This window comes from Vallitaleaceae bacterium 9-2 (assembly GCA_038396585.1).
Taxonomy (GTDB): Bacteria; Bacillota; Clostridia; order Lachnospirales; family Vallitaleaceae; genus UBA1351.
Window position 1 is genome coordinate 2,190,125 of record CP121691.1, and the last position, 22,808, is coordinate 2,212,932.

Annotated in this window: 24 protein-coding genes; 5 read left to right on the forward strand and 19 right to left on the reverse strand. The window is 34.3% G+C overall.

Annotated features, from left to right (window positions below):
- The first annotated feature begins 224 nt into the window (after positions 1 to 224).
- Together QBE53_10350 and QBE53_10355 are read left to right on the forward strand one after the other, a co-directional pair.
- Entirely contained in the window at positions 225 to 911 is a 687-nt protein-coding gene (locus tag QBE53_10350) for a response regulator transcription factor (GenBank protein WZL80207.1), read from the forward strand.
- Positions 898 to 1,962, forward strand: coding sequence for a HAMP domain-containing sensor histidine kinase (locus QBE53_10355; protein ID WZL80208.1), 1,065 nt, complete (start codon positions 898 to 900; stop codon positions 1,960 to 1,962). The genes QBE53_10350 and QBE53_10355 overlap by 14 nt, the downstream gene beginning before the upstream one ends.
- 41 nt (positions 1,963 to 2,003) lie before the next feature.
- Here QBE53_10355 and QBE53_10360 read toward each other — a convergent pair whose 3' ends face one another.
- The 9 genes from QBE53_10360 to QBE53_10400 all read right to left on the reverse strand — a co-directional run bounded on the left by QBE53_10360 (position 2,004) and on the right by QBE53_10400 (position 10,413).
- On the reverse strand, positions 2,004 to 2,612 hold the full coding sequence (locus QBE53_10360; GenBank protein WZL80209.1) for an ATP-binding cassette domain-containing protein: 609 nt from the start codon (positions 2,610 to 2,612) through the stop codon (positions 2,004 to 2,006).
- Complete coding sequence (locus QBE53_10365; GenBank protein ID WZL80210.1) at positions 2,603 to 3,415, reverse strand: ABC transporter ATP-binding protein; 813 nt, start codon at positions 3,413 to 3,415, stop codon at positions 2,603 to 2,605. The genes QBE53_10360 and QBE53_10365 overlap by 10 nt, the downstream gene beginning before the upstream one ends.
- A gap of 11 nt (positions 3,416 to 3,426) precedes the next feature.
- Positions 3,427 to 4,263 (reverse strand): ABC transporter permease, encoded by an 837-nt coding sequence (locus tag QBE53_10370; GenBank protein WZL80211.1) that lies wholly within the window; start codon positions 4,261 to 4,263, stop codon positions 3,427 to 3,429.
- 1 nt (position 4,264) lies between these two features.
- Entirely contained in the window at positions 4,265 to 5,239 is a 975-nt protein-coding gene (locus QBE53_10375) for an ABC transporter permease (GenBank protein ID WZL80212.1), read from the reverse strand.
- 74 nt (positions 5,240 to 5,313) lie between these two features.
- A complete protein-coding gene (locus tag QBE53_10380; GenBank protein WZL80213.1) occupies positions 5,314 to 7,014 on the reverse strand; it encodes an ABC transporter substrate-binding protein in 1,701 nt (566 codons plus the stop codon).
- Between the two features lie 177 nt (positions 7,015 to 7,191).
- Positions 7,192 to 7,590 carry a hypothetical protein gene (locus QBE53_10385; GenBank protein ID WZL80214.1) on the reverse strand — a complete coding sequence of 133 codons (399 nt, stop codon included), beginning with the start codon at positions 7,588 to 7,590 and terminating at the stop codon, positions 7,192 to 7,194.
- A complete protein-coding gene (locus QBE53_10390; protein ID WZL80215.1) occupies positions 7,581 to 7,883 on the reverse strand; it encodes a hypothetical protein in 303 nt (100 codons plus the stop codon). Before QBE53_10390 ends, QBE53_10385 begins: the two co-directional genes overlap by 10 nt.
- A 392-nt stretch (positions 7,884 to 8,275) precedes the next feature.
- A complete protein-coding gene (locus tag QBE53_10395; GenBank protein ID WZL80216.1) occupies positions 8,276 to 9,259 on the reverse strand; it encodes an aldo/keto reductase in 984 nt (327 codons plus the stop codon).
- A gap of 119 nt (positions 9,260 to 9,378) precedes the next feature.
- Positions 9,379 to 10,413: a LacI family DNA-binding transcriptional regulator gene (locus QBE53_10400; protein ID WZL80217.1), complete on the reverse strand. Its 1,035-nt coding sequence runs from the start codon at positions 10,411 to 10,413 to the stop codon at positions 9,379 to 9,381.
- 268 nt (positions 10,414 to 10,681) lie between these two features.
- Here QBE53_10400 and QBE53_10405 point away from each other — a divergent pair, with 268 nt between their 5' ends.
- On the forward strand, positions 10,682 to 12,697 hold the full coding sequence (locus QBE53_10405) for a methyl-accepting chemotaxis protein (GenBank protein ID WZL80218.1): 2,016 nt from the start codon (positions 10,682 to 10,684) through the stop codon (positions 12,695 to 12,697).
- Positions 12,698 to 12,963: 266 nt separating this feature from the next.
- On the opposite strand, the gene QBE53_10410 is transcribed toward QBE53_10405, so the two are convergent.
- The 9 genes from QBE53_10410 to QBE53_10450 all read right to left on the reverse strand — a co-directional run bounded on the left by QBE53_10410 (position 12,964) and on the right by QBE53_10450 (position 19,636).
- Positions 12,964 to 13,695, reverse strand: a complete 732-nt coding sequence (locus tag QBE53_10410; protein WZL83296.1) for an AAA family ATPase — start codon at positions 13,693 to 13,695, stop codon at positions 12,964 to 12,966.
- 102 nt (positions 13,696 to 13,797) lie between these two features.
- Entirely contained in the window at positions 13,798 to 14,346 is a 549-nt protein-coding gene (locus QBE53_10415) for a methyltransferase domain-containing protein (protein WZL80219.1), read from the reverse strand.
- A 36-nt stretch (positions 14,347 to 14,382) separates the two neighbouring features.
- Positions 14,383 to 14,808 carry a hypothetical protein gene (locus QBE53_10420; GenBank protein ID WZL80220.1) on the reverse strand — a complete coding sequence of 142 codons (426 nt, stop codon included), beginning with the start codon at positions 14,806 to 14,808 and terminating at the stop codon, positions 14,383 to 14,385.
- Between the two features lie 55 nt (positions 14,809 to 14,863).
- Entirely contained in the window at positions 14,864 to 15,355 is a 492-nt protein-coding gene (locus QBE53_10425; GenBank protein ID WZL80221.1) for a hypothetical protein, read from the reverse strand.
- 316 nt (positions 15,356 to 15,671) lie between these two features.
- Entirely contained in the window at positions 15,672 to 16,649 is a 978-nt protein-coding gene (locus tag QBE53_10430; GenBank protein WZL80222.1) for a hypothetical protein, read from the reverse strand.
- A gap of 206 nt (positions 16,650 to 16,855) precedes the next feature.
- The gene (locus tag QBE53_10435; protein ID WZL80223.1) at positions 16,856 to 17,635 is read right to left on the reverse strand and encodes a hypothetical protein; all 780 of its coding nucleotides are present in this window, start codon (positions 17,633 to 17,635) and stop codon (positions 16,856 to 16,858) included.
- Positions 17,636 to 17,825: 190 nt separating this feature from the next.
- On the reverse strand, positions 17,826 to 18,407 hold the full coding sequence (locus QBE53_10440) for a DJ-1/PfpI family protein (GenBank protein WZL80224.1): 582 nt from the start codon (positions 18,405 to 18,407) through the stop codon (positions 17,826 to 17,828).
- 114 nt (positions 18,408 to 18,521) lie between these two features.
- Positions 18,522 to 19,127: a hypothetical protein gene (locus QBE53_10445; GenBank protein ID WZL80225.1), complete on the reverse strand. Its 606-nt coding sequence runs from the start codon at positions 19,125 to 19,127 to the stop codon at positions 18,522 to 18,524.
- A gap of 104 nt (positions 19,128 to 19,231) precedes the next feature.
- Complete coding sequence (locus tag QBE53_10450) at positions 19,232 to 19,636, reverse strand: hypothetical protein (GenBank protein ID WZL80226.1); 405 nt, start codon at positions 19,634 to 19,636, stop codon at positions 19,232 to 19,234.
- 68 nt (positions 19,637 to 19,704) lie between these two features.
- Between QBE53_10450 and QBE53_10455 the strand changes: the two genes are divergently transcribed.
- Positions 19,705 to 20,082 (forward strand): transposase, encoded by a 378-nt coding sequence (locus QBE53_10455; protein ID WZL83297.1) that lies wholly within the window; start codon positions 19,705 to 19,707, stop codon positions 20,080 to 20,082.
- Positions 20,083 to 20,826: 744 nt separating this feature from the next.
- Here QBE53_10455 and QBE53_10460 read toward each other — a convergent pair.
- Positions 20,827 to 21,456 carry an ion transporter gene (locus QBE53_10460; GenBank protein ID WZL83298.1) on the reverse strand — a complete coding sequence of 210 codons (630 nt, stop codon included), beginning with the start codon at positions 21,454 to 21,456 and terminating at the stop codon, positions 20,827 to 20,829.
- A gap of 62 nt (positions 21,457 to 21,518) precedes the next feature.
- Between QBE53_10460 and QBE53_10465 the strand changes: the two genes are divergently transcribed.
- Positions 21,519 to 22,660, forward strand: a protein-coding gene (locus QBE53_10465) for an IS3 family transposase (protein ID WZL80227.1) whose coding sequence is annotated in 2 segments (ribosomal slippage) — positions 21,519 to 21,774 and positions 21,774 to 22,660 — 1,143 coding nt in all. Because the reading frame shifts where the segments join, the coding sequence is not laid out codon by codon here.
- Positions 22,661 to 22,808: the final 148 nt, after the last annotated feature.

Sequence of the window (22,808 nt, forward strand, 5' to 3'; positions counted from 1 at the left end):
TCTCTCGCTACGCTGCACCTTCTTTAAATATAACAAAGGTGTAACAAGGTTTCAATGTCACATGTAACAATAAAGTTGCATTTATTCATTATCTATTTGTTAATAAGACTATTTTTTTCCCTTTAAATGAATAAATGTAATGAATTGCTATTTATTGGTAAATCTGATAACATATTGGTACATATTTGATATGCTCACTATTTTACCTTTGGAGGTCTCAAAAAATGAACATCTTAATCGTCGATGACAATGCTGAAATCCTTGACATCATAAAATACCACTTATCCAAGCACAAATATAACGTATACTGTGCTATGTCTGGCGAAGAGGCAATGGAGATTATTCTAAATACCCCCATTGATTTAGCAATTCTTGATGTAATGCTTCCAAGAATAGATGGTTTTAGTCTTTGCGAACAAATTAGAATAAACTTCTTTTTTCCAATTTTGTTTTTAACTTCAAAAGTTAGCGAGGAGGATAAGATTAAGGGGTTAGTTTGTGGTGGTGACGATTACATGCTTAAACCTTTTTCATCCAAAGAACTTATGGCAAGAGTCTCTTCTTTACTTCGAAGAAATACAATATATAACAGGCAAAGCAAATCAAAAAAATCAACACATCATATACATAATTTATTTTTAGATGAAGATTCTTCTACCGTTACTGTTAATAATCACATGATAAGTTTTACCGATATAGAATACAAAATCCTCCTAATTTTATTAAAAAACAGAGGACATAGCTTATGTGTAAAACTCATTTTTGAAAAAGTTTGGGGAGAGCTTTTTACTCAGACATCACATAATACAATTGTTGTTCATATAAAAAATATACGCAAAAAATTGCATCAATATGACAAAGAAACGGAATATATACATACCGTATGGGGAAAAGGTTATGAAATTTATTAATAAAAAACAGTCTTTTGGAATAATCAATCAACTTATCTATCTATCCGTAAAGACCATTGCAGGTTTAATTCTTCTTTTTTTTATTTTCTTTATCTCTTGGCGCTATATCATTGATCTACATGTTTCACCTGTTGATAATATGCATTTAAATCATCAATTAAAAGATGTTGCGGTATTTATAGGTATTTTGATATGTTTTTCATTATATCTTGCTATCATTGTCCGTTTTTTAATGCAAAAACTTGAGTACATTAAGCATCTTATCGAGTGTATTCACGTAATGAAAGGTGGAAATTTTTGTGACCCAGTGACAATTTGTGGACACGACGAACTTTCCCACCTTGCACTACATATTGATGAGCTTAGACAAGAAATACATACTAACAACCTAGAAAAGCGAAGAAGAAAAGTAAAGGAGAATACTTTTTTAACCTCGATCTCTCATGATTTAAGAACACCATTAACTAGCATTATCGGCTATTTAGAAATTCTACTTGATAGTGATTTTAATGATTGCAAGAAACAATCTAATTATCTTAAGTTATGCCTCAAGCGTTCCATACAACTTCAAGAATTAACAAATAGCGCCTTTGAGCACTTTTATCTAAAAGATAAACAACTAGAAACCACGGAACTTTTACGTTGCAACTCTATAATGAACTTGGAACGTATTATCATAGATTCTGCCCAAATATTAGCTCAGCAAAATTTAACTTACTCTACTGTTTTCCCTAAAAAGCGCTATGCCTTGGTCTATGACATTCGAATGATACAGCGTCTTTTTGATAATGTGTTTACAAATATTTGTCGCTATGCAAAAAAAGAGACAAATATTAACATTACTGGTACCATCACAGATTCAAATCTAATTATTAGAATTACAAATAAAATAGATATACAATGTAAAAGAAAGGAAAGTACAGGTATTGGAATAAATAACTGTAAAAAAATAATGCAAATTCATGAGGGAAGTTTTTCCCATGAAATAGACAACCTTTTATTTACATCAACTGTTCGTTTTCCCATAAAATGTGGCAATAATATCTCTTGACTATTCTTGACTATAATAAAGGATTTCACGATAACCTTTTACTATCTTTCGATTGATTCTAAGGATATAACTTTGTCACAAAGTTTTGATATAATCTCTGTTTCATGACTAATAATGGCAAGGCCTATTTTTCTCTCTTTACATATTCGCAATAATTGACGCCATATCTTCGCTTGAGTAATGGCATCCAACATGGTTGTCATCTCATCTGCAATAATGTACTTTGTTTGAGGATTAAGTGCTCGAACAATACAAAATCTTTGCATTTCACCTCCGGATATTTCCATGGGAAAACGTTCAAGCCATTCTTCTTTTATACCAAAACTATCAATTATGTCCTGAGACGGTGTATAACTTTCACACAGCAAATCTTTTAGCTTCCACTTAGGATTAAGAACTTTTTCCGGATGTTGATAAATCAGCTGTACAGGTTGGAACACTCCGTCTTTGAAAGGTTCTCCATCGACCAATACTTGACCATTAACAGGTTTAAGGTAATTGGAAAGAACCTTTGCCAAGCTGGTTTTCCCACAACCACTATACCCTGAAATCCCAAGTATTTCTCCATAAGATAATTCAAATTCCACATTTTTAAACAGCCACTCATTCTTCTTATAATAAAACCCCAAATTGTTTGCTTTTAACGACATGATCGAACCTCCTTATATAATGTGAACTGATTTTGAGGCAAGCAATTCCATAAAGCTTTTGTATACGGATGTAAAAGCCCCTCTCCGTTCCCCTTAAAATTTTCAGCCTCCGTTGTTTCAATAGCCTCTCCATCTTTAAAAACCGTTACCCGATCACATATCGTTAATGCAGATACTACATCATGAGTAATAAGCATAACAGATACACCTTCATCAGCAAACTGTCGCAATTGATTTAAGATTCTACTTAATGCTTCTGGATGTATTCCCGGAGTGGGTTCATCTGCTATTACAAGTTTTATATCTTCCTTAACACTTGTTGCAAAAAGAACTCGTCTTAACATGCCTCCCGAAAGTTCAGATGGATACAACTTTGCATCTGTTTTTTTTAATCCATATCTTTCAAATAAACTTTCTTGTATATTATTTGCTTGTTTTTTAGGCAATCCAATTTTTACCTGCTTACCTACACGCATTAATGGATCTAAGTAATTTACTGATTGAGGTATAAAGGCAATCTCTTTTCCCCTAAGTTGAACTTTTCTTTCTTCTGTCAGTCGTTTTTTTTGATAATATATTTCCCCTCTACATTCTGCATTGGCTGGCAAGATTCCAAGAATTGCATGGGCAAGCAAGCTTTTTCCTGACCCGCTCGCACCAATAACCGCATGAATTTCTCCTTTCCTAACAGAAATATTCAAATTATTTATGGGTGTTGTTTTTTTTGTTTTAAGTCCTTTTACATATTGCGAAAATGAAATGGACAAATTTTCAACTGTTAAAATATCGCTTTTTTGATTCATTGATTACTCCTTTACTCATTAGCAGTGGCTGGTTCTACAAGCGTACGTACCTGTTCACCTATGTTATCAAAACTTTTTACAATAAGTACAAGTAACACCCCTGGGAAAACAGCAAGCCACCAATCACCAACAGATATATGTTTAACCGCTTCTGAAAGTATCAACCCAATCGAAGGCGTTTGAACAGACAAACCAAAACCTAAGAAAGTAATTGAGGCTTCATGTAGTATGGCATGTGGAAACAGAAGTAAAAATCCCACCATGATTTGTGGAATAATGTGTGGCATTATATGTTTTCTGACGATAAACCACTTAGTCTTCCCAAAATTCTTTGCCATTTGAATATATTCACTGTTTTTTATACTTAAAACTTCTGCTCGAATAATTCGTGTTAATGACGGCCAATGTGTAAAAGCAACACCACACACAACTCCTTTGATCCCTCCTCCTACTGCAAAAGAGATAAGGATGATGAAGACCAAATGCGGTATGCCTATGAACATATCTACAAGCCAAGAAATAATATAATCTGCTTTTTTACCTAATGTTGCTGCACAAATCCCCAATATCGTTGCAATAACAGCACCAATAGAAGCACCTAAAAAGCCAACAAAAAGTGATAACCTTAGCCCTTTAAGTGTTCGCGTCAGCATATCTCTACCTAACCAATCCGTTCCAAATAAATGGCTCCAAGAAGGAGGCAAACTTTTTTTTGCAAAATTAGTCGTTAAGTTTTCGTTAGTTAATATAAAGCTAAAGATAATCGCAATAAATATTAATCCGATAGATACCGTTAGTGTAAGTATAACTTTTTGTCGTGCATTTAAACCTCGCTTTTTATCTTGCATCTTATATCTCCTCCTTTAAACAAGGATTAATGACTGAATTTAATATGTCCGCAAGCATATTCCCAGTAAATACAAATATTGCACTTATCATAACAATCCCCATAAGTAACGGCATATCACTTTTGAGTCCCGCTTCAGTAAGCGTTGACCCCAATCCTGGATATGAAAAAACTTGTTCTGCCAAAACCGATCCCCCAAAAAGTTCTCCAAAATATGCAAAATGTAAAGTTATAGCGGGTAACGCAACATTTCTTAATCCATGATTTTTGATAATTTGCCAAGTCGTCTCTCCTCTAGCTTTTGCAAAGACTATATATTCACTATTAAGTACATCAATCATCTTTTCCCTTGTATGTAAAGTTACATTAGCAATTCCAAGCACACTAAGCGTTGCTACCGGTAAAATTAAATGATGTATGCGATCCATCAAAGTCACATCACTTGAAGCAACCCCTATCGGCACTGAAATACCTATTGGAAACCATTCAAGCCAAACCGAGAAAATAATTAACAATAATAATCCTAGCCAAAAAGTTGGAACTGAAGCTTGAATATAGGATATCCATTTAATAATTTTATCTGTCACTTTTCCTTTTTTTATCGCTGCAATGATACCCATACAAAAACCTATACTCCCAGATAAAATCCATGATAGCCCCATTAATGCAAAAGAAGCTAAAAACTTTTCCTGTATGATGTCACTGACAGGTCTACGGTGAACTTTTGACGTTCCCATATCACCTCTTACAATATTTTTTAACCATGTTAAATATTGTTCAACCGGATGTTTATCAATTCCCCAATATGCTTCTAGTGCCGCTCTTTGTTCTAATGATATGTTTACATCTCCACCAACATAAGCTGTTATTGGATCTATAGGGGAATTATGCATCATTATAAATGTTAAAATTGACAGCCCAATCAAGAGTGTAATCCCTCTAGTTAACTTATATATGACATACTTTAATTTCTCCATGATCTGCTCCTTTCAAAGAAATAGGATACATGTCAATTTACTTGCATGTATCCTAAAGAAATTAATACACTCTCTTAATCAACTTTCACTTCAGAATCCCAGCTCCATTCTCCAATATTTGCTAGTAGCGACCATTCATGCCCATGCGTATGAATCGCTTGCTCACCAAAGTTTAAGCGGGCATCTCCAAGATGAATATGATCAAGGCGCACTAACCATATAAATGGAACCTCTCCAAGTCCACTTGCTCCGGTTTCTCCATCCCATTGCGCAAGTTTCCAATATTCATTCGCCTCTTCCATACTAGTTGCATGCATTGCTTTATTCATATATGTGTTAACTGTCGCATTATCAAAATATACAATGTTATTATAGGCCGTCCCTGCAAGGTCAGGATTATGCATCGTGTAAAACTGATGTGGATGATGTCGTCCACCTGCAAATAGAATTGGATTAGAATGCATAATTGTTTTCATCTCATCCCAGTTACTTCCGACCAATTCAATCTCAATTCCCAACTGTTTGGCTTGTTCTGCAACTACAAGTGCAACATTTGTACGAATAATATCTGCCGTTGGATGATAAAGTTTAAACGCCGCTTTAAGTCCATCTTTTTCTCTTATTCCATCTTGGTCCGTATCTATCCATCCTCCTTCTTCAAGAATCAGGTTTGCTTGTTCAACCTTATTATCTTCAAGAACAGTTTCTTCATTCCACCATGGCATCTTATCCACAAGTGAATATGCCTTTTTCCCATGACCATTAAGCACAGTATCTACCATGGCTTGTCGATCCAACCCAATATACAACGCTTTTCTAATTGCTAAGTCACTTGTAACATCATTTCCAATTGGATAGCCTTCCGGCGTCTTTCCATAACCACTTTTTTGTGTTGGCATTGAAACACCTCGGACATCATTACTTTCATATGAAAACAATTTAAACCCTTCAATTTTTTCATCTGCAAATTCTGGTAGTGTATAGATCAAATCTACTGTACCGTTCTTGGCTGCAGCTAACGCAGCATTTTCATCAAGAAAAAGCAATGTAAATTTTTTAAAATGCGGCTCTTGTCCATGGTAATATGGATTTACTTCAAAAATTGCTTGTTCTCCTCTATCCCATTGAACCAATTTATATGGACCTGAACCAATTGGGTTTTGTGCATAATTGTCATCATAGTGGTTCTTTGGCAAAATAACAATTTCTGTAAGTTGAGCAAAAAATGTTGACCTTGGTTCTGTTAAAACAAATTTCATGGTAAGTGGGTCTATAATCTGAATCTCTTTTAAAAAAGTTAAGTCCCAATGCATTCCATGTTCTTTTAACATTTCAAAGGAAAACTTTACATCTTCTGGCGTTACTGATTCTCCATTAGAAAATTTGTAATTGTCATTAAGATAGAACATCCATGTAAGTCCATCTTCACTTACCTCATATTTTTTTGCATAGTCTCCAACAATTTCAAGTTCATGTGTTTTCTTTAACAATGTACTATGAAGTATTTGTGATTGACTATATAGTCCCCATCTTGTTTTTGGATCAAACTCTCCTGGTGGGCGTGTACCCATACAAATCACAAGCTCATCTTTTAATTCTGGTAGTTGTTCATCCTCTATATTTTCAGCACTATTTTCCTTGTTTTCTTCTTCCTTGTGCGTCGATCCGCCTGCTGCTGATTCTGTCACATTACTATTAGTGCAGCCAACAAGCAATGAAAAACTCATCATCAAAGCACACAATAGGCATCTTATTTTTCGCTTACTTTTGTTCATATGTTCCTCCTTGTATCTAATTAAAGTGTTATTTTTTGCTTAAGCAAAACCTAGTATAGTTCATTCCATTTGCAAGCTCAATCCTTTTATATGATTCTTCATATTTCTTCATAATTAAGATTGATTATCATTTTCATGCTTTGCGCAAAAAAATATCATTGTATATAAACAATGATATTAATTCTTCTTGATGAATAAATCGTATTCAATTCTTCCTTCATTTAACCTAAAATCCTCTGTTATAATATCATCTACACTGCTTTTTTCTTGAGTGTTAACATCATACTTAGATAACCTATAGCGGTCTCCAATATAATATATATATTGTCCATCAAAGGCAATATTATACACTGTATTAATATCACCAATTGCCGTTATTTTAGACGTCATTCTATCAATCATACGAACAGCATCTGTATCAATAATATATATTGTATCCTTGTCCAAAAAGAATCCATCAATCCCTCGCATAAATCCCCATTTTTTATTCTCTTCTTTGAGTATTCCACTTCTATTTCTCCCCAAATTTTTCTCAAAAATCACCGTTTCTTCAAACGTCTGCATATTTACTTGCACAACAGCAAAAAACCTACGCTATTTACATTTCCTTCAAGTTCAACATAATAATCAATCTCAACGTCCGTACCTGAATATTCGATAAATTCATTCTCATCTAATTTATCATTTAATCCATGCCCAAGAGAACCCAGTACTTTCATTTGTGACTCTGCTTCCTTAAAGGGATCTTCTGCCAACTCTTCTGCTACCTCTTTTTCAATACTTGAAACATCTATTGGTTCATTACTCGCACATGACACAAATAATACATTAAATAGGATTATCATTGATATTAACATTACTCTCTTCATATTATCCCCTTTCTTATATGCTTATCTCTCCATTTTTCTACGCATTAGTTCTCCTCTTACTTCAACATCAAAAGAAAGAAACTTAATCTATTGTTCTTTGATACGTACCATAAATGTATTTAAAAACTATTAATATTAATATGCATCCATTGTAACAAGCAGTATTATTTAATCAAGTCATTTTGCTTATTTGGTATACTTGATGTACTATTTGGTTATACACAAGCATTTAATCATAGATTTCTCTATATTATGTGCTATTGTACATGCCGTATCATTCCATCAGGAACCCCTGATGCATCTGTCTATTATCGTGTTATATTTTCGAATGTATCTGCAAAAAAAAGGAATCTAACACTAAAAAAGTATTAGATTCACATTGTTTAATCATTTTATATCAATTTTGTTTTTACAAGTTCGTCAATAGCACCTACTGTTGTCTGATCCATCTCCCATTCTAAGGCTTTGATATTAGCCATAACCTCTTCTATATTTGCTTGTGTGGCAATAACCGAGGTTACGTTCTTCTGTGCTACTAGATAGTTCAAGGCAATTTCTGCAAGCTTCTTGTTTTGTAAGCTTTCTATATTCTTAATTTCATCGAGAACGCTCAGATGACGAATTCTTTCATTCCCTCTAAGTTTTGGATTGGCATTACGAACATCATCCTTGCCAAAAATTGTATCTGCTGTTATTTTACCTGTCAATAGACCTTGGAATAGAGGACTATAAGGTAAGAAAGCCAGACCTTCTTCTTCACAAAGAGGAAGAACCTCTTTCGCCGTTTGATACTCTAATGGTATATCGTGATACGATTTTGGATTATGTTCAAGCATATTAAATAGTCCTTGCATGGATACAATATCTACTATTTCATTCGCTTTCTTGTAACTCTCTACTGAAAAATTACTGAGCCCAATATAGCGGGCCTTCCCTGAAGCTTTAATATCTCTCATAGCTTCAATAGTTTCTTCCAATGGCACGCCCTCTGTCGAAGGCCAATGCACTTGATAAAGATCTACATACTCCACATTTAACCTTTTCAAAGATTCTTCAATCTCCATCATAATATTTGCTCTAGACACATCATTTCGGACCTCTTGACGTTCATTCCACGGCAACCCTACTTTTGAAGCAATAAAGATATCATTTCTGTGACCTTTAATTGCTTTTCCTAATACCTCTTCTGCATGACCCAGACCGTAAACTGGTGCAACATCAAAAAAATTAACACCAGCATCAATTGCCGCTCTAATAGCTTTAATCTGTTCTTTGTCACCATGATCTGTCCAGCTTCCTTTTCCAGATGCTCCCCAACAACCAAATCCTAAAACACTAAAGTCATGATCAATTTTTTTTACTCGTTTATAGCGCATAATTTCCTCCTACTTTATTTTGATTAATTATTAAGTTAATTAGTCCACATTTGTTCAAAGACAGGTTTTATGTCCAGCAGATTTGTGTGACCGGTTTCATAAATGGCTGAGAAAAAAACTTACATCTTTTTCTCTGAACCTCTATAGATAATCTCTGGTTCCATAACTATTCTTAATGGCTCCGTATTTACTGCATTTTCTGTCTCGTTCATTCTAGCATACAATAAATTCATTGCTTCAATTCCCATCTTGATATTATCTCTTTTTATAACTGTCAAGTTAATATGTAGTGTTGTTAATACGTCTATATCATCAACTCCCACAATCGCTATATCTTCAGGTATTCTTAATCCTTTTTGAAAAATCCCCTGAAGTATCCCAAGTGTTGTGAGATTATTTGGTGAAAATATTGCCGTTGGCCTATTGTCTGAATCAATAATATCAATCATAATATTATAAGCCGTCTTTGTGGTAAAATCACCTGGGTAGATAAGTTCTTCTCGTACTTGAAGTCCATGTGCTTGCATGGCTTCTGTGTAGCCTCTAAGCCTTTCACGTCCAATCATTAAGCTCAAATCACCTGCAATTGTTGCAATCTCAGTGTGTCCTGCTTCAATCAAACATTTGGTTGATTCATAGGCGCCACGGTAATTATCGATAAAAACTCCATCCCAGTTTACATATGGCACATCTCTATCCAAAAGTATAACCGGCACATTTAGCGCCTTTACCCCATCTATAAATTCTTGACTAGGTCTTTTTTTATACATTCCACCAGCAGCCGGTGTTAAGATGATGCCTTGAATTTCATAGCTCCTAAGCATAGCAAGCGCTTTCATTTCTTTTTCAGCGCTATTGTCTGTATCACAATAAAATATATTAAGATTATGTTCTTCTGCAATCTGGCTAATTCCTTTGAAAACTTCACCAAAAAAAGGATTGCTGACCTCAGGAATGACAACGCCAATTACGTTGTTTTTTCTATTCGAGAGGTTCCTTGCTGTTGCTGATGGGACATAATTCATCTCTCTAATCTTCGTTGCTATCTTTGCAGCTACTTCTGCAGATACATAACCAGAGCCATTGATATATCTTGAAACTGTTGCTTTTGATACATGACATGCATTTGCAATATCTTTTATTGTTGTTGCCATATAGCCCTCCTAGGTGTGTGACCGGTTACATATGCAATATTATCATAAGAATTTACTAATGTCAATTTTTAATAAATGACTAAACTTCGTAGTCCCCTCTTATATTTCTATTACACCACATTTTTTGTTATGAAAAAAAAGCTATATTATGTGTTCAAATTCTTGAAATACCATAAAATCATAAAATTGAATATCTAAAAAGAAGATTTTAATAACTTATTCATGTATCATCTAGATTATAACGTCAATAAGAGGAGATAAATAGTTTATGAGAAAAAAATCTATATTACTTAAAAGTATTTTGTCACGGTTTATATTGTTAGTTGTCTCAATAGGTCTAATAAGTAGTATTGCATTATTTCAGTTTTATAATAAACAAAAAGACGTCTTAGATCAAAAAAAAGACATGATTATTGAAAATGCCAAACAACAGATTGATGCTCAAGTAAGTAATGTTGAAGCAGTAGCTATGACGCTTTCAACCTTAGATTTATTTAAAGAAGCCACAAGGGATAATGCTATCATCCTTCGTGAAATAAGAAATATCTTATTAACGTATGTAGAAAAAGATCAAGGATATATCAAATACGCCTTTTTTGTTGATCTTAACGGAAAGGTAGTTGCAGGTAGCGATACGCTTGTTGAAAGCTTAGACTTTGAAAATGAACGCTTTTTTCTTGAAGCGATAAACGGTAAAATCCAATGGAGCGAAAGTCGTATAGGTCTTGAAGGAGTGGGATACGAACAAATTGTCGGCGTACCCGTTTACGATGATTTTGATATTATTGGCGTCTTATGTATGACGTTATCCTTAGACTATGTAGGTGATTTAGTAAAAGAGGTTCAACTAAGTGAATCTGGAGAGACTTTTTTACTTGGGCATGATGGTAGAATCTTAGCACATAAAAATATGGACCTGATCGGAAAATCAATATTAAGCTTTGATGACTTAGGTTTAACAGAGAAAGGAAAAGATATTCTTAAAGAAAAAGAAGGCGATTTTATATTAACTTTTAATGGTGAAAAGACTAAGAATTACTTTTGCCCTATAAATGACTGGATATTCTTAACAAGGAGTCCACAAAGTGAATTAACGAAAGATATAAAACATATGATTTTTCTGATTGGCTTTACCTCTCTAGTAATTCTTATATTAGCATTAGTGATTGCTTATATTGATTCAAAGCACCAAATAAAGAGAATACGACAGTTACAAAACAAGTTAAAACAAGTTGCAAAAGGTAACTTAGATACTAAAACAAATCAAGTTCAGCTTGCTTCCTCTAATGAACAATCGAAAGATGAACTGGTTCAAATGGAGTTAAGTTTATATCAGATGATTGATAGTATACGCAGCATTCTGTTAGGAATCAATGAATCCGCTAATAACCTTTACCGATCAGGAGAACATGTGGAAAGATCTGCTAGTGAGAATAATCAGGCTAGTCAGGACATAGCAAGCTCTATGGAAGAAATTAGCGAGTTAAACGAAGTTCAGACGCATCAAGCAGGAAGTGTGCATATTAATATGAAAAGTATGCGTCAGCAAATGATACAGGTCGTATCTTCAATTGAAGAAATGAGCCATGTTATTGAAGGGGTAAATAAGGACACCATTATTGGGTTAAAAGTCATGGCAAATACTAAACAGCAGATGGAGCTTGTAGAAGATTCAAGCCAAACCACATCAAGTCAGTTAGATGGCTTAGCTTATAAATCCAAAGAAGTTCAAGACATTAATCAAGAAATTCATCATATTGCAGAACAAACTAACCTTTTAGCCTTAAATGCTGCGATTGAAGCTGCACGAGCCGAAATCCATGGTACAGGGTTTGCCGTTGTTGCAGATGAAGTTAGGAAGTTAGCTTTCATGGCTGAAGAAGCCGCGGGACGAACCAATCAAATTATGGAAGAATTGTCACAAGAGGTAAGTCTAGTTCAGTCGACTATGGACGTTGAACGGGAAAATGTTCAAAGCGGTATGACTTTTATAAGTGAATCAGTAAGTGCATATAATCGAATAGCAGAAGGTATTGAAAAATTCCATAATACCCTAAATGATACAGAAATAGTGATTAAAAAAACACAACGAGCTAGTCAACACGCCTTGGAATTGAGCCAAAAAATGGAAGAAGCAGTTAATAAGAGCAAGGGTGAAACTCAACAGATTGCTGCTGCAAGCCAGCAGCAGTGTGCTATAAGTGAAGAAATAGCACAACAAGCTGAAGTACTAATGGAATTAGGAAAGAATCTTGAAAAAAATATTCAAAAATTTAGGCTATAGCATCTGCTATAGCCCCTAATCTTACATTATGTCTGTAAATATCTCATGAATATTACCATCCGGACCTGCAAATAATGCCATTCTTTGATTCCACGGCATATCTTTAGGTTCACATATGCCCACAGCACCCTTCTCAAGGAGATTTACATAAGTTTTCTCCAAGTCTTCAATAGATTCGCACGGAAATGCTAATTCAAAACTTTGACCACTAACTTTTAGCTAATTCAAACCGCTTATCTGTTTCGTTTATCTCCAACTTTAGCCAACTAGTCTTCAAGTAGAATTTTTAGCATCTTTTCTGGATTATTCAAAAACTCTTTCGTCACCGCATAATGTTTTGTATCCTTATAATCTATAATCTGATATCCGTTCTCTATATCAAAAATCTGCGCATTAGGATAAGACATAATGATTGGCGAATGCGTTGCTATTATAAACTGTGATTGTCTCTTAACAAGATCATTAATTCTCGAAATAAGTGCCATTTGTCTAGTAGGAGACAAAGCAGCTTCGGGTTCATCTAGAATATATAGCCCTTTTCCTCCAAATCTATTCATCATGAGCGATACAAAAGCTTCACCGTGAGATTGTGCATGCAACGACTTCCCGCCATAGAATCGAATCAATTCACCATCGTCTTCATTTAATTCATCAATGTTACTCGCTAAGTTATACATACTCTCTGCTCTAAGAAAATACCCATCATCAGGACTTGCTGCCCCCTTTGTAACTTTTATAAAATCAGACAAATCCGAATGCGTATCATTAGTAGAAAAGTTAAAACTTCTGCTTCCACCTTCTGGATTGAAACCACAAGATATTGCAATTGCTTCCAGCAAGGTTGACTTACCAGCACCATTCTCACCTACAATAAATGAAACATTCGGATGTAATTCTAATTCCCCTAATCTTTGTATAGCAGGTAGCGTCATCGGAAATCTACCTCTACAAGTATATGCAGACGGAGATAATTCAACAGCCCTAATATATTGAAACATTCCACGTTCCAGAATTCCCATAGTAAGCCCTCTCTATATATTCTATATTACTTGAATTAATGTTTGAAAATCAAATCCATGTATTTCTGATTTCTTTATCCACTATAACTTATAGATGCAAAGATACATATTCTCACCAAGACTCTCAAACACATCATTTTTAAAACCACCTGCAAGAAAAATCTGATCCAATTCTTGGGGACTCAACCGCATACTTTCGGCAGGACCTGATGGCGAGTTTTTCTTATGAAATTCTACAAGTGCCACTTTGCCGCCTTCTTTAAGAGAAGTCTTCAGGTCAGCAACAAATTTCATCGTATTTTCAATATGATGAAATACCGTAATGATAACAAAAAGATCAATGGTTCCAGCCTCCAAAGGTACTTGATCATGCTCAACCTTTTGAAGAATTACCTTACTTAGTCCAAACTCACGAACTTTTTTCTGGACAAGTTTTAGCATATCTTCATTCGCGTCGAGAGCATAGACCTTACTTTGAGTTTTTTTAGCCAAAGCCTTCGTGAATATACCCGTTCCTGCCCCATAGTCACAAACCACCTGCCCTTGTTTAAGATCTGCCAGTTCCATAATTCGTTCTATATTAATTTCATCTAGTCTGTCTTGATTTTCAAATCTGCTAGGATCTTTCATCCAGTCCTCCTTTTTGTGTTTTTTTAAGTTTCTATACTATAGGTGTGCTTCATAGCTATCTGTTGTTATGGATTGTGCCAAAACAACTCCACACCCCACTCCTATAATACCTCGGAATAATCCTTCTTGCATTATTCTATAGATAATTCCAAATCCAGTGATGCTCGCTCCCACAACAAATGGAAGCAATAGCATTATGATAATACTTATAGAAAGTATAACGCCAAACCACATGATATTAAGTCCATTGGTCAGTCCTTTAATTAGTCGCTCTAATTCCAAGAGAAGACCTATTATAACCGTTCCCATCACAAAAACCACTCGATATGCATCATATGTTGGGCTTATTCCCCTGGCACCTTCAACAAAATCAGGATAAATCTTTGCTAAGGCTACTATAATGCATACAATAAGTATCCAAGAAATCAGACGTATTTGCTTCCCTTTAATTAATTTTTTCATTCAACTCTCCCCTCGTACTCCTAAAAAAAACTGCATAATATCAGGCGTATTCCAATCAAATATATGCCTCAAGCACTTCAAATATCTCATTAGATACGTCTTCATATCTATAGCGAATAATATCTACTAACTTACTTTTATTGTTAAAATCAGGATTTTCAAGAAGAGTACGTTCAAATATTGAATACTGTGGCATATTTTGGCTATCTACCCACTTTTCGTTTTTCATCTTTTGCCAATAGTTTATCTGGATCTCTTTTGTCTGTGCCACAAGCCATATTTCAAACTCTGCTTTTTGGTGATTTAAAACAAGTGCCAACTTCAGTTTGCTTTTTTTTAGTAAATCATTTTGCAGATAAAAATACGTGACATCAATATACCCATGCAAAACACTTGAAACTGTGTACGTCCCCTTATACTCCTTCAAAAACATTGTTCTTAAATTTTGAATAATGCTAACAAGATACTGATAGGTCATCTGAAACTCTCCATCCGTCAATACTTCTTTGTAACTACTCACTAACTGATTCATATTCTTATCCGCCATAGTTTTTACTCCTTAACATGTATGAGTGTACCATCTATCAAAACAAATCATCTTCTTTTTCATCTTGAATTAATCCTACCATAGATTCACAAGCGATTCAACGTTTTGAATATCCACAATATCACTTTGAGACATCACTATAAATAACTCAGCAATTCCATTATCTGATTCTAAAATGTAGATTGCAGGTATAAAGTCAAGACTTTTATTCAAAACGTATAACGAGTATTCGTGTTCAAAGTAATTGTGCCTTCATACATGACTGTATATATTACATCCATATAAACCTCTCCAATAACTATTTTAACTGAATATCTTACATACCGCTTTTTTTAATATCAATGCGAATTAATTCGCCAAATGGTTCATCAAACCCAAATATGACCGTAATCTTTTCTGACATTTGATATACAAGCATTTTCTCTTTTTCAAAAATATAACTACTATCTGTATATTCAGAATAGTTTACATCACAATAAGTTTTAACCTCTTGATACGAATCCCCAACACTAATACCTGAAATCAATTTAATATGTGGTGATGTGATTTGCAATTCAGATAATTGTTGAAATTCAAATGTAAATTTGCATATCAACGCATTTTCAAGAGATTCCCTGTTACTTACTCCTGTAGCGTATCTTTTAACTTCGTGCTTATATCTTTCCTCATTAAAATAAAATACAACGCTATCGCCATAAAAATCTTCCAGTACAATATAATTATTACCAAATAATAATTTCATCTCAGAAAATGTCATCCCAATGCTAATATCTTCAGAAACAGAAAAATGGTCAATAATAACCTCCGGAGTGTCATGATTTAATAAGTCCGAAGTAACAAATCCATACGGAGATATACCCAACACATCCTTAGATTGTAATTTAACATAAGCCCACCTTCCACTTTCAGTACTTACCTCATATAAAACCAATACACGACCTTCAATATTTTCTTCAATTATTTCTGCCCCCATATTAGGTGCTGAATATAAATTGCTTTTTTTAAGAAGCATAGCCTTACTTTCCAAAGGCTGTGCTTCACATATTGTATATTCAAACCCCTTAGCATAGCTCTCTTCTTCGCTGATATTAACTTCATTTTGCAATTTTTCTACAAGCAATGTTGTGTTTTTCATATCGTCTTTAAGCTTTAAAAGCTCATTCTCTTTTTGCTTAATAGCTATTTTTAATGATTCCATTTCTTTTTTTGTCTCCTTTAATTGGATGTAATTATCATTTGTAGAACATCCCATTAACATACATATGGCAATTAAAATAATAATTATTTTTTTCATATACCCCTCTCCAAAATCTCGCTTTATTCTTTAAGCAAAGTTCCTTTTTTCTATTAGTAACTGCTCCGATAATCATGATAATCTAATTTATTCCGAAATAGAAATAAAACAAATATTGCTATACTCTCCTAATAGCCCTATTTAGGCTAATTAAAAAGGCTACCAAGATCCATTGACAGCCTTTTTCTTTATCTACGAGTACCTCGTTAATCTCGATTCACCTTAGTCAAATGCACATTATTGAATGTTTGTACATTCGCACCGACAGCAACATCACTTTGTTCATCCTCAAAGTAAATATATAGTGCTGTCTCCGAAGTTTCACCCGGTATCATTACATTTTCCCCATCTATAATCCACTGCTCATTAAATAAAACAAGGATATGTACATCATCAATAATTGCACCTGAGTGCTTTTCAAAGCCTTCTCTATCAAATCCTACTAGTGCATCTAATATATCAACTGCTAGCTCGCCACGAATAACCTTGTATTGTCCTGCATAGTGATTAGATTCATAATCGTTTTCTTGTTGCCACCATTTGAAAGAACCGTCATCATCCAATTGCAGTTCTGAATAATCCCCCATCACCCATGAATAACCAGTAAGAAACTCTTCTTGTTCATTGCCTACTGTTATATTATCAAAAACTACTTTCGTATTCTCAATGGCTTCTATATCAGCCTGTGTTTTCACAGGCTCTTCAAAGTCAATATTCCATAAAACAGCCACAAAGACAATTACTGAGATCATCCCTATTGATGATAAAACAATACTCAAAATACCTAATAATTTCTTAGAACTTCTAATCACTGAAATGATTCCTAGAATTATCGAAGGAATCCCAAATATAAAGGGCATAACCAACATAAATCCTGTTAAAAAAGCCAATCCCCCTAAAACAATTGCAATAATACCAACCACGTCGGTTGGTTCCTTCTTAACACCTTCATTTCCCACCACATACTGATTCTCATTATTCTCCATTTTTACTCTCCCATCGTAATATATTTTTATTTATATAGTATAGCCCACATACAAATAAGTAGTCGGCTATATTAACAGAATTATATTCACACTCACAGTCCCTATTATTCAAAACTTGTTTGCTCATCAAGTATCATATATTTTACTTTTCAGGTAAACATCCATGATATCTGATGTAGTCTACGAAAGTCTAAGATAGCCTTGGAATAAACTGCTTTGCAAATTCAATCTTCTCGTCTTCACTATTAAACTCTCCAAGATAAGCCAAAACCTCTACTGCAAAGTCGACAAATGCAATTCCTTTAGCTGTAATAATATTCTTGTCACATACCACTCTTTCATCAAGATAATTCTCCCATTCAAACGGATCATCTATACAAAATCGTTTTCTTTTTTCATCATCCCATGCAGTAATAGATGTCGTATATCTAATGCCATTCAATACATCAGCTTTGGCAACTATCCAGGGAGCAGCACAAATCGAAGCAATCAACTTATTATCTGAATTAAGTCGTCTTATAAAAGAAATTAGTTCATTACTAATTCCAGTCATCCAACCTCCTGGAATAATAACACCCACAACGTCTTCTAGTTGTATATCTGATATCTTCATGTGTGGGGTAAACTGCATACCAGATGCACTATTCACAGCTTCTAATTTCTCTGATAGTGTAATAACTTCATAACCTAAATCTCTCTTAAGCACATGCACTAAAAGTGATACTTCAAAATCTGCCATCTCATCATAAATATACAAACATATCCGCTTCATAAAAACCTCCAACTTCCGCATTATTATTTTGCCGAACCGCTGATGTAAACCTGACTCGGTTTTCCAACTGAGTGTCGCTGGATCATATGTTAGACGACATTTTTTCAGGACGGCTTATTCAAGTATAACTCCTAACATCTTCAGTAAATGATCGTTATCCTCTAAAAAATCAAACGCATCATTCTCATATTCATATGATTCAATTGAGTATTCATACAAATTCCCATTAATTTTAATCTCATTGATACTAATAGAGATTCTAGGAAAAGTTTCTGCCGAGAAGATCACCTCGTCTACAGCTTCTCCGATTTCAAGTGAGACCTTCTTAGAACCTTTAAACACCGCATCAAATTCAGGTTTATATTCAACAATATCAGCTTTGTCAATACCAAACTCGATTTCATTTCTATACGTTATTATTTCATAGTCAATCTCAATCTCCACGCTTTTATCGCTATAATTCGCCATTTCAATAATAAACAAGGTAGGATCTACCTTGTTTACATAACCTTCATCAAAGTATGGCTCATTGACATACTCATTGTTATACTCATATTCAAGCAATTCTGTTTCAAAGATATCAAACCTTACATCTATCAATGGTTCTTCTTTAGCTTTATCGCTATTACTTTCTTCATTATCAATTGGTTTTTCATCATTATTCATGTTTGTGCATCCAATCATTATCAATAGACACAAAAAAACAGGTATGCTTCTCATTACATTCTCCTTTTCCAACTTTATATAGAATGAAAAATACCACATAGCGAACCCTATAGTTCTTGTTCAATCGGTCATGTCGTTAAATGGCTGTTTTACTAGTGTTATGCTCCCAAAAGTGGTAACTTCTTTATCTTATGATATTTAAGCGCCAATGATAAACAATGTTTTAATTCATTAACAGGTTGTTCTTCTGAAATCTTTAATATGATTGCTCGATTACCTTCGAACTCTAATGTATTCCTATATAATTCTCTAAATGTTTCTATTAATGTCGTACTGCATATAAAAAATATATAGAAGTTATCCGGCGTCTTTTCTTTCCAGTCCATCCTAATCGGACTGCCATCTGGTGCTTTAAAACATGGCTCGCCCCATTTTAAGCTTTCTTCAATCAAGTCAATTTTTTCATCTTTAGCCACTTCATATAATATCTCTTTCATACGAAAAGCTAAAGCTTTTGCAGTCTTTGGATAGGTATTAAACCTTTCATCTATTGGATTACCCAATTGTTGCACCTCCTCTTATGCTTTTAATGTAAGCTACATATATTCATGCTTTTGATTTATTAACATCAATTCCTGGAGTTGGCGAAATTACTGCCATTACCATACTCTCAGAAATCGGTGATATCCATAATTTCAACTCATCAAAACAACTAGTCGCTTATGCCGGTATTGATCCGTCTGTTCATCAGTCCGGTTCCTATACTGCTCGGAATTCAAAAATTTCTAAGCGTGGTACACCTTACTTACGAAAAGCTCTTTACCAGGCCACTGTAGCTGGTATTTCCAATCGAAAAACCGGACCTGTTAACATGACTTTACATAAATATTATATCTTAAAAAAAACTCAAGGCAAACCTACAAAAGTTGCTATCATTGCTACTTGCAATAAACTTCTTAGAATCATTTACGCCATGCTTACTAATGGCGAACTGTATGTTCAACAATAATTAGTTTAAATTTTGAGAGGTCTTTTTGTTGTGCCTTTTTTTATTCTAAAAACTTTTACTTGACTGGGATTAGCTGGTTTATGTGACGTCTGATACGGACAAATCCAATTCACAAAACCTTTCTGACAAATACCCTAAAAAAGCTTCGTACTTCTTTTCACTCCAAAAACTGAATGGATAATCTCTATTCTCAGTCGATACAACAATGTTATATAAATCATCTTTCTTATAATGTCTGATATCAGAAAGACTTACTTTGAAATCACCTAAAATGAAATATTCATCATTCTCATAAATTGTATTATGGTTAACGACCTTAGTCATTAAAGGCATAATCATAGAAATTACAAATAGATAATCTATCTTCTGCAATAATAACATTAGTAAAACAAGAAAATTGATGATACATAGTGCTATAAATTGAAAATACTTAGAGAACAATTTTGGATTATACAGCTTTCTCAAACGCATACTCTTTACTCTAGATTGAATTATATAATTCCTTGAAAAATAGATAATCGTATGAATAGCAACATATCCGTAAACCAGACTATATGGAATCAATTTCGTATCCAATTGTTCTATATCATAGAAACGAAAAAGTAAATACATCGATATTATAAAAGACATATAAACTATTGTAAAAATTCTATTCTCCTTCTTCGTTAAAATTGTATCCATTAATTTTATTCCTCCGTATTTATAATGGCTAGTATCGGATGTCACATAACATCCCGTAAGCTCTCAATCCACTTCATGTTCATGACCACATTTTGGGCATTTTATTGTTCTCTTTCTTGATATCTCTTCCATAAATCCCGAACTTAATATACCAGTAGGTAAGGCGACTAATCCAATACCAGTTATAGCAATTATTGATGATAACACTTTTCCAACTCCAGTAACAGGATATATATCACCATAACCAACTGTAGTTAATGTTGCAATCGCCCACCAAAACGAAGCAACAATATTAGGAAACCCTTCTGGTTGTATTTCGTGTTCAGCGTAATATATTAGTGTCGAAGATATAAGAACTATTAATATCATAATCGAAATCGTTGCTAATAGCTCTTCTTTCTTATCACGAATTACCTTAGCTATCAAGTTCAATGCTTTGGAATATCTATTAAGTTTGAATATTCTAAATATCCGTGTTAATCGCAGTATTCTTAAAAATCTCAAGTCAAACGGGATAATCATCGGCAGGTAAAATGGTAAAATTGCAAACAAATCAACCAATGCCATAAATGAAAATATATATAAAACCCTAGATATCGCTTTCGATTTCCCTTCATATTTCAAATCAGCAGTCCACACTCTTAGCAAATATTCAATCGTAAATATTGTTACTGTGAATTGTTCTGATACAATAAAGTTGTAACACCAAGAGCGAGTTTGATGATATAATTCAAACTTGAAAAGGAGTTACGATTATGGCAAATAACAAATATGATAAGGTCCTCCAGGACAAAATTATCCGTCTTCATCTTGAAGAAGGAAGAACCATCAAAAGTTTAAGCGACGAATACAACTTAGGTAATGGCACACTCAGATATTGGCTGAATAAGCACCGTGAAGAATGCAAGAACAACCCACAGTTACAAAGCGAAACAAATCAAATGCTTGAAATTCAACGCTTGAAGAAGGAACTTGCCGAGACCAAGAAAGAGAATGATTTCTTAAAAAAGGCAGCAGCATTCTTCGCGAAGGAAATCGACTAAAGAAGTACGAGTTTATTCGTGAGTATCATCTAGAGTTTGGCGTAAACTGGTTGCTAAATAAACTTAGCCTTTACCCAAATGACTACTACAATTACCTAAAAGACCGCAAAGCAGCCTATCGTCAGCAAAAAGAAACATTGAAGCAACAGATCAAAGATGTGTATCACGAACTTAACGGAGCCATTGGTTACCGAATGATCTGCGATTTACTGAACCGTAAAGGGATTCAGTGCTCTTATGGTACCGTTTATTCATACATGCGTGAAATAGGCATTAAAGCCATTGTACGTCGCAAGAAGAATCCGTATATCAAAGGTTATCAGCATCACATTTTTGATAACCTGTTAGGACAAAACTTTACTGCTGCAAAGCCTAATCAGGTTTGGTGTACCGATTTTACATACCTTAGTCTGAAGAATGGTTCTAAACGCTACAATTGTAGCATTATCGACCTATATGACCGCAGTATTATAGCTAGTCTCAACAGTAAATGGATTGATTCTAACCTTGCCATAGAGACCTTGGAGGTTGCACTAGAGGCAAATCCTGTAAGGGATGAATTGATTCTCCACAGCGACCAGGGGTCGCAATACGCCTCAAGGGATTTCATTGCCTACTGTGCTAATAATGAGATTACTCAAAGTATGAGCAGAGCCGGCAATCCGTATGACAACGCTCCGATGGAACGTTTCTATAATACATTGAAAACAGAGTTCGTATATCAGTACTCTTTTGAGACCGATGAAGATCTTAACCAAGGCATCTATGAATACATCTTCGATTGGTATAACCATCGTAGACCACACTCATATAACGGTGGTAAGACGCCATTTGAAATGAGACATTCAAACTAGCCACTGGTATGACAATTTTGCTTGACTAGAACACAACCACCTAACACTAATATTGCACTCAACATAAGTATAAAAAATTTATTCATATTTATCCTTTCATTACAGAGTATGTATTGCGTATAACGTTCTCGTGTTTGAGAGGCCGTTG